The sequence below is a fragment of the Planotetraspora kaengkrachanensis genome, from assembly GCF_016862895.1.
GTDB lineage: Bacteria > Actinomycetota > Actinomycetes > Streptosporangiales > Streptosporangiaceae > Planotetraspora > Planotetraspora kaengkrachanensis.
Genome location: NZ_BONV01000015.1, coordinates 227,652 through 234,060, shown reverse-complemented (window position 1 = coordinate 234,060; position 6,409 = coordinate 227,652). Strand labels below are relative to the sequence as shown.

Annotated in this window: 6 protein-coding genes; all 6 read left to right on the top strand. The window is 69.7% G+C overall.

Annotation, left to right across the window (positions count from 1 at the left end; translation table 11 throughout):
* The first annotated feature begins 148 nt into the window (after positions 1-148).
* The 6 genes from Pka01_RS19215 (at position 149) to mreC (ending at position 6,409) form a co-directional block, all read left to right on the top strand.
* Positions 149-1,432, top strand: a complete 1,284-nt coding sequence (locus tag Pka01_RS19215; protein WP_203884188.1) for a bifunctional folylpolyglutamate synthase/dihydrofolate synthase — start codon at positions 149-151, stop codon at positions 1,430-1,432.
* Positions 1,429-1,803 (top strand): DUF4233 domain-containing protein, encoded by a 375-nt coding sequence (locus Pka01_RS19210; protein WP_239115122.1) that lies wholly within the window; start codon positions 1,429-1,431, stop codon positions 1,801-1,803. Before Pka01_RS19215 ends, Pka01_RS19210 begins: the two co-directional genes overlap by 4 nt.
* An 11-nt stretch (positions 1,804-1,814) precedes the next feature.
* Positions 1,815-3,437 carry a hypothetical protein gene (locus Pka01_RS19205; RefSeq protein ID WP_203884165.1) on the top strand — a complete coding sequence of 541 codons (1,623 nt, stop codon included), beginning with the start codon at positions 1,815-1,817 and terminating at the stop codon, positions 3,435-3,437.
* Positions 3,438-3,598: 161 nt separating this feature from the next.
* The gene (ndk, locus tag Pka01_RS19200; RefSeq protein ID WP_203884164.1) at positions 3,599-4,009 is read left to right on the top strand and encodes a nucleoside-diphosphate kinase; all 411 of its coding nucleotides are present in this window, start codon (positions 3,599-3,601) and stop codon (positions 4,007-4,009) included.
* A 195-nt stretch (positions 4,010-4,204) separates the two neighbouring features.
* Positions 4,205-5,236: a rod shape-determining protein gene (locus Pka01_RS19195; RefSeq protein WP_203884163.1), complete on the top strand. Its 1,032-nt coding sequence runs from the start codon at positions 4,205-4,207 to the stop codon at positions 5,234-5,236.
* A 12-nt stretch (positions 5,237-5,248) separates the two neighbouring features.
* Positions 5,249-6,409 (top strand): rod shape-determining protein MreC, encoded by a 1,161-nt coding sequence (gene mreC / locus Pka01_RS19190; protein WP_203884162.1) that lies wholly within the window; start codon positions 5,249-5,251, stop codon positions 6,407-6,409.

Genomic DNA, 6,409 nt, shown 5'->3' with positions numbered 1-6,409 from the left:
CCCGTCAAAATCCAGCACACCCGGAATGATTGAGCTGCGGGAATGCCGGATCGCGATGAGAACCCGAAGACGCGGGTCGGGAGTCGCACCACGATGATCTGCCCGTAGGCTGACAACCGTGGAATACCGAGCCGTCGAACAAGCGATCATGGATAGGGGAGTGGAGTGGGCTTTCGATCCCACTCTCGACCGGGTCAGAGCCCTGATGGAGCTCCTCGGCGACCCCCAGAAGGCCTATCCCGTCATCCATATCGCCGGCACGAACGGCAAGACGAGCACCGCGCGGATGACGGAGTCGCTGCTCCGGGCGCGCAACCTCCGGGTCGGCCGCTACACGAGCCCGCACCTGAGCACGATCAGGGAACGCATCTCCGTCGACGGCGAGCCGCTGTCCGAGGAGCGCTTCACCGAGGTCTACCTGGACGTCGCCCCATACCTGGAGCTCATTGACGCCAAGACCGGCAGGCTCAGCTTCTTCGAGGTTCTGACCGCCATGGCGTTCGCCGCGTTCGCGGACGCTCCGGTCGACGTCGCCGTCATCGAGACGGGCATGGGCGGCACCTGGGACGCCACGAACATCGCGGACGGGACCGTCGCCGTCATCACGCCGATCTCGCTGGACCACACCGACTACCTGGGGCCGGACGTCGAGACGATCGCCGGGGAGAAGGCCGGCATCATCAAGCAGGGAGCGACGGTCGTACTCGGCCAGCAGCCCCTCCCCGCGGCCGAAGTGCTCATGCGGCGGGTCGCCGAGGTGGGCGCCACGGTGGCCAGGGAGGGCCTGGAGTTCGGCGTCCTGCACCGAGAGCTGGGCATGGGCGGACAGTTGCTTCAGCTCAGGGGCCTCAACGGGGTCTACGAAGACGTCTTCCTCCCCTTGTACGGCGAGCACCAGGCGAGCAACGCGGCCACGGCGCTCGCCGCGGTGGAGGCGCTGTCCGGCGCGGGCGACCCCCTCGGCGACGACCTGGTCAGGCAGGGGTTCGCCGAGGCCACCAGCCCGGGCCGGCTGGAGATCGTCAGGCGCGGCCCCACGGTGGTACTCGACGCCGCCCACAATCCCGGCGGCATGGAGGCCACCGTGGACGGCCTGACCGAGTCGTTCGGGTTCACCCGCCTCGTCGCCGTCGTCGCGATGATGGCGGACAAGGACATCGACACCATCCTCGAGCTGCTGGAGCCGGTCGTTGAGGAACTGGTGGTCACGCGGAACTCCTCGCCGCGCTCGATGGAGCCGGAGGACCTCGCCGCGCGGGCCGAAGGCGTGTTCGGCTCGGATCGGGTCCACGTTGCCGAGCGCCTGGACGACGCGATCGACATCGCGGTCGGGCTGGCCGACCAGGGGGACGAGTTCGGCTCCGGCGTTCTGATCACGGGATCCGTCGTCACGGCGGGCGACGCCCGCGTACTGCTGAAGGGCGGCAAGTGATCACGGAGGAGCCGGGGACGAAGAAGGACGGCATGTTCGAGGTGACTCCGGGCATGCGACGGCTCGGCTCGAGCGTGCTCGGCATGGAGGCGATCGTGGTCGCGCTGACCACGCCGGTCGCCATCGTCGTCAACCACGTGCAGCCGGCGCTCGCGGTGACGGTCGGGATCGGCCTGGCCGTACTGTGCGTGGTCGTCGCGGGCATGCTCAAGCGGCCGTGGGCGTACATCGCCGGCAGCGTCATCCAGGTCCTGGCCATCGTCACCGGGTTCCTGGTCACGGTGATGTTCTTCCTCGGGGCGATCTTCGCCGCACTGTGGATAACTGCCATCTTCGTCGCTCGCCGTGTCGAGGGGACGACTAAGCGCTAAAGTCGGCAACCATGGCCGTCCCTCCCATTCCGCAGGCTCGGACCGCTGTCATGGTCAAAGCCGTCCGCGTCCCTGTGCTTCTCGACGTCGTCGTCGGGCTGCTGACCGCGGTCGCGCTGCCCTTGGCGGTCGTCGCCATCCCCAACACCATTTCGATCGTGGCGGCTCTGCTGCCGCCGGACATCCCGCCCGTGTCGATGATGCGGGCGCATGGTCTGGCGCTGCCGGCGATGTTGCTGACGGTTCCTTTCGCGGCGATCGCGGTCCGGCGGTTCCGCGCGGCGCCGGTGCTGGTCGCCGGGCTCACGTTGCTGGCGCTGGCCGACGTCGCCGGGGGTTACGCGGGGTCGGCCTGGCTCGTCGGCGTTCTGCGGGTGCTGCACGGGATCGGCGCGGGCATGCTCGTGCCCGGCACGCTCGCGGCCGTGCTCGAGCGGCCGAGAAAGAGCGTCCTGCTGCCGATCTGGGCGGGGATGCTCGCGGCCAGCCTGCTCTCGGCGCAGGCTCTGGCGCTGTGGCCGCTCGACAAGGTCCAATCATGGCGGGTGACCCTGCAGCCGTATCCCCTGCTGACGGGGATCGCGCTGGCCCTCGCCGCGGCCTACCTCGTGCTCTGGCTGATCAGGGGTGACGCCGAGCGCGCCTCCGCGCCGACCGGCGCCGCGTCGGCCGACCGGGAGGGCCAGGCCGGAACGGACGCCGAGGTCGCGGCCCCGCTCTCCGCCGCACCTGAGGAGACGGCGAACAGGTCGTCTCGCGCGGAGCGGGTCAGGCTGATACGCACGGCCGTGCCGTCGGCGGGGATAGCCGTCCTCGCCATCGGCATGACGTTCGACTGGTCGCCGAACCTCGTCGTCATCGCCGCGGCCCTGGCACTCGTCGTGATGCTGGGGCTCGTCGCGACCGGGACGTTCGAGGAGCCTGGCGGGCGGGCGCTGGCCTTCGCCAACGTGGCGGTCGGGCTCGTCGTCCTGCCGACGGCCGCGCAGACGACCTATCTTGAGCTGGGCGGCGTCGGCGGCCCCGGACTGTCCGGGATCTGGCTGCCGTTCGTGCTGGCCGCCGTGAGCGCCCTGCTGGCCGCGCTGCTGGCGGCGCGCACCCCGCTGTCGCTGGCCTTCCGCCTCACCAACGGCGGGCTGGCGGTGGTCGTCGCGGGGCTCTGCGCGATCAGGCTGCTCGTCCCGCAGCCGTACGGCCCGCCGCTCGTGGTGCCGTTCGTCCTGCTCGCCGCCGGAGCCGCCGTCGCGCTGGTCAGCGCGCTCAGACTCGCAGGGCAGGGCTCGGCGCTCCTCGGGCTGTCGCTCTGCGTGCCGGCGGTGATGGCCGGCTTCCTGCTCGCCTCGGGAATCCAGTTCCTCCTTCTCGAGGAGGTCAGCCGTTCCAGCGATCCCAACCGGCAGGCCGTTCTCGGCGGCTTCGTCGACGCGCTCCACACCGGTGCGCTCGCCGGGGGCTTCGTGGTGGTGGTCGTCATCGTGCTCGCGTCCGTGCTGGCACGACGTGACGGCGCCTCGGGCGGGGCCTTCTCCCGGGGCGGTGCCGTACGGGGCGAGCAGGTCGTGATCCCTGCCCCGACACCGTCGCCCGAGGGGGAGGACGGCACGACAGGAGAGTCGCTCACGGACCGGTAAGCTGCCGTTGCGCCGGGTCCGCCGGAGCACAGAGGGCTCGGAGGACACGGCCGCCGGAGATTCCGGCCGGCCGATCGCGGGACACCGCAGCCGAGGCCGACTGTGCGACCTGCGCGACCGTGCGCGACCATTCACCGAGCACTTGAACGAGGAGAGAATCCGTGTCCGAGCGTACGCTTGTCCTGATCAAGCCGGACGGTGTCCGTCGTGGCCTCATCGGCGACGTCATCGGCCGCATCGAGCGCAAGGGCCTCAAGATCGTGGCAATGGAGCTGCGCACGCTCGACGCCGAGACGGCCAAGGCCCACTATGCCGAGCACTCCGAGCGCCCCTTCTTCGGGGAGCTCGTCACCTTCATCACCTCCGCGCCGCTCGTCGCGCTCGTCGTGGAGGGCCCTCGGGCGATCGAGGCGTTCCGTGCGCTCGCCGGCCTGACCGACCCGGTGAAGTCCGCCCCCGGCACCATCCGCGGCGACCACGCGCTGGAGATCGGCGAGAACATCGTGCACGGCTCGGACTCCCCGGAGTCCGCGGCCCGCGAGATCAAGATCTTCTTTCCGGACCGTTTCTAGTCCTTGCCGAGCCTGAGGCCCCGGCCTAAACCGGGGCCTCTGGTGTTTTCCCAGGTGGTGGCACATCCCTGGCCCGGGAAGCGCAGATTTTCCCCGTGCCTGATAGCTCGATGTGCCCAGTGATGGGTACATCGAGTTACGATTCGAGTGCGATGCGTTATCCCGCCAACCACCTGAAGGAAGGCTTCCTTCCGCATGGGCAGCAAGCTGACATTCCTGGGCCGTGACATGGCGGTTGACCTTGGCACGGCGAACACCCTGGTCTACGTGCGAGGGCGCGGAATCGTGCTCAATGAGCCGTCCGTCGTCGCCATAAACGTCACAACCGGCAAGATCGTGGCGGTCGGGATCGAAGCGAAGCGGATGATCGGGCGCACGCCCGGCAACATCGTCGCCATTCGTCCTTTGAGGGATGGCGTCATCGCGGACTTCGACGTGACCGAACGCATGCTGAGGTACTTCATCCAGAAAGTCCACAAGCGCCGGCACTTCGTCCGGCCCCGCATCATCGTCGCGGTTCCCAGCGGCATCACGGGAGTCGAGCAACGCGCGGTGAAGGAAGCGGGATATCAGGCAGGAGCACGGCGGGTCTACATCATCGAGGAGCCCATGGCGGCCGCGATCGGTGCGGGCCTGCCCGTCCACGAGCCCACCGGCAACATGGTGGTGGACATCGGGGGCGGTACCACCGAGGTGGCGATCATCTCCATGGGAGGCATCGTCACCAGCCAGTCCATCCGCGTCGCGGGCGACGAACTCGACGACGCGGTGATGTCCTTCGCCAAGAAGGAGTACTCCCTGATGCTGGGGGAGCGCACGGCGGAGGAAGTGAAGATCGCGATCGGGTCCGCGTACGCCCTGGGTGAGGATTTCCACGCCGAGATCCGCGGCAGGGACCTGGTGACCGGGCTGCCGAAGACGGTCGTCATCTCGGCGGAGGAGATCCGCAGGGCCACCGCGGAGCCGGTCAACGTGATCGTCGACGCGGTCAAGTCCACGCTGGACAAGTGCCCGCCGGAGCTCTCCGGCGATCTCATGGACAGAGGCATCGCCCTGACGGGCGGCGGTGCGCTGCTCAGGGGCATGGTCGATCGGCTCAGGGAGGAGACCGGCATGCCGGTCCATCTCGCCGACAACGCGCTCGACTCGGTCGCGCTCGGCTCCGGAAGGTGCGTGGAGGACTTCGAGGCGCTTCAGCAGGTCCTCGTCCAGGAGCCTCGCAACTAAGGAGAGCCGTTCATGAGAGACACCCGCCGTGCCCGTCTCGTGATCGGAGTCCTGCTGGCGGCCGCGTTGATCCTCATAACCGTGGATCACCGGGCCGCCAACGGGACCCTCCTCGCTCCAGTGCGCGATGTGGCGTCCTCGGTGTTCGGGAGGGTCGAAGGGGCGACTGCGACCGTCACCGGTCCGATCACCGGCTTCTTCAAGACGATCAGCAACGCGCCGGGCGCAGAGCGGGCCATCACCGCGCTCCGCAAGGAGAACGCACAACTGAAGAGCGACCTCGACGCGCAGCGGCTGAACCGGGATCGGGTCATGAAACTCGACCGGATGCTCGGGCTCGCGGGTCTCGGCCGCTACCGGATCGTGCCCGCCCAGGTCGTCGCACGCCGTGCCTCGCCCGGCTTCGAGGACGCCGTCGAGATCGACATCGGCACCGGCGACGGTGTGCGGACCGACATGACGGTGCTCAGCGGTGATGGCCTGGTCGGGCGCGTCGTCCACGCGGGTCCGAGCACCTCGACCGTCGTCCTGCTGACCGACCCCGCCCTGGCGGCGGGGGCCCGGATGGAGGGCGGCAACGAGCTCGGCGTGGTGAGCGGTCTCGGGGAGGCCGGAGGCAACGACAACCTCATCAAGTTCCGGATGCTGGACTCTTCTTCGCCGGTGCAGGTGGGGCGCAGGATCGTCTCCTTCGGCTCCCAGGGCAGCGCGCCGTACGTGCCGGGCGTTCCGATCGGGGTGATCGAGCGGGTGGACACCACGCCCGGTGAGCTCACCAGGACCGCCTACGCCCGGCCGTTCGCCGATTTCTCGTCGATCGACGTCGTGGGCGTGGTGACCGAGGCACCCAAGCGCGATCCGCGCGATTCGGTTCTGCCGCCGGTTCCCAAGCCCCCGGCGTCGCGTCAGGCGAAGCCGGCCGAGCGGGTGCCCGCGTCGAGGGCGCCCCTCGCGCCGCCGGCGGATACGAGCCAGGCCGGGCCGCGGGAGACCGACCGTACGGCCGAGCAGCCCGCCGTGGCGGGCCCGGCCGCGGACGCCCAGCAGACCGAGCCGCCGAGGTCGGGTCACGAGCCGCGAGAAGAGACCCGTCCCTCGCCCACGCCGCGCGCGGCGCCGGGACAGCAGGGACAGGAAGCGGGGGATCGGCGGAGCCAGGACAGGGGGGCCTGA

Bases quoted from the DNA above. Each gene is read 5' to 3' on its own strand.
- Pka01_RS19215 (WP_203884188.1), top strand. From the start codon at position 149: ATGGATAGGGGAGTGGAGTGGGCTTTCGATCCCACTCTCGACCGGGTC.
- Pka01_RS19205 (WP_203884165.1), top strand. From the start codon at position 1,815: ATGGCCGTCCCTCCCATTCCGCAGGCTCGGACCGCTGTCATGGTCAAA.
- Pka01_RS19195 (WP_203884163.1), top strand. From the start codon at position 4,205: ATGGGCAGCAAGCTGACATTCCTGGGCCGTGACATGGCGGTTGACCTT.
- mreC (WP_203884162.1), top strand. From the start codon at position 5,249: ATGAGAGACACCCGCCGTGCCCGTCTCGTGATCGGAGTCCTGCTGGCG.